Source organism: Burkholderia sp. HAN2018, from assembly GCF_024704855.1.
Taxonomy (GTDB): domain Bacteria; phylum Pseudomonadota; class Gammaproteobacteria; order Burkholderiales; family Burkholderiaceae; genus Burkholderia; species Burkholderia cepacia.
On the sequence record NZ_QOBB01000493.1, the window covers coordinates 1 to 1,508 of the forward strand.

Below are 1,508 nucleotides of genomic sequence, written 5' to 3' on the forward strand. Positions count from 1 at the left end.
ACGCGTGCCGCGCGCGAACGCCGACGCGCTGGCCGCGGCGCGCGTCGCGTTCGCGCAGCTCACCGCGCCGCTCGCCGCGAAAGGCGTCGAGGATACGGCCCACTATCGTTACGGCCGACTGCTGTCGCGCAACGAGGTCGGCGCCGACGCCGGCGACTTCAGCCTGTCGCGCGGCGCATTCCATGCACGCAACCGGCGCCGCGCGCGCACCGTGCCGCACGGGCTCGTCGCGACGGCCACGCACGACCACAAGCGCGGCGAGGATGCGCGTGCACGGCTCGCGGTGCTCAGCGAGATCCCGGACGCATGGCGCACGGTATCGCTCGACTGGAGCCTGCTGAACCTGCCGCACCGGGGCCGCGCGCATCGCGATCTCGCGTGGGCGCCGGGGCCGGCCGCGGAAGCGATGCTGTACCAGACGCTCGTCGGCTGCTGGCCGCCGGCACTCGCGCCCGACGATGCGGCCGGGCTCGCCGGACTCGCCGCGCGCGTCGCGCAGTGGCAGACGAAAGCATTGCGCGAAGCGAAGCGGCACAGCGACTGGCTGGCGCCCGAACCGGACTACGAGCACGCCTGCGAAACATTCGTCCGCGCGATCCTGACGCCGCGCGGCGCCGGCGATTTCGCGCACCGGCTGCATGCGTTCGTCGCACGGATCGCACCGGCCGGCATCGTCAACAGCCTGACGCAGACAGCGCTGCGGATCGCGTCGCCCGGCGTGCCCGACCTCTATCAAGGAACCGAGTGCTGGGATCACTCGCTCGTCGATCCGGACAACCGGCGCGACGTGCCGTTCGACGCACTGGCGGCCGAACGGGTCGACGATCCGGTCGCGTCGTACCTGCCGGCCTGGCCCGACGCACGCGTGAAACGCGCGCTGATCGAGCGGATGCTCGCGCTGCGCGCACGGTGGCCGGCGACGTTCGCGGACGGCGCGTATGTGCCGCTACGCGTGCGCGGCCCGCTTGGGCGACACGCGGTAGCGTTCGCGCGGTGCGACGCGGCCGCCACCGTGGTGATCGTCGCGACGCGGCTCGCGAGCCGGTTGCTCGGGGAAGCGCCCGGGATACCGCGCGTGGCGCCCGCGCAGTGGGGCGATACGGCGGTCGTGCTGCCGCGCGGAATCGAGGGGCCTTGGATCGACTGGCTGAATGGTCGGGACGCGATCGACGCGCCCGACGGGGTGCTGGCGCTACGCCGCTGCCTGGCCGGATTGCCCGTTGCGGTGCTCGTGGCGGCGCGTGCCGACAGCTGAAGGCGCCCGGCCCTGGAGACGCGTGTCGTACCTGGCGCGCCGGCGCGCGTCAATCGAATCGGCCGAACGTCAGCGATCTTGCGCAAGTGCCCAAACGCGCTTGCCCCGTCACGACCACTCTTCCGGCGGCATTGCGCCGCCGTCGTCCTCCCATAGCGGGTTGCCCTTCCTGTCGCCGTCGTGCGCGGCCACGGGCCCGCTTGAGCCGCTCGTCCCGCTCGAGCCGCTTGAGCCACCTGAGCCGCGCCCGGCC

At 73.3% G+C, this 1,508-nt stretch carries 1 pseudogene; it reads left to right on the plus strand.

Annotated features, from left to right (window positions below):
- Window positions 1-1,255, plus strand: a pseudogene (locus tag DPV74_RS41300) (malto-oligosyltrehalose synthase); the annotation flags it as partial.
- Window positions 1,256-1,508: the final 253 nt, after the last annotated feature.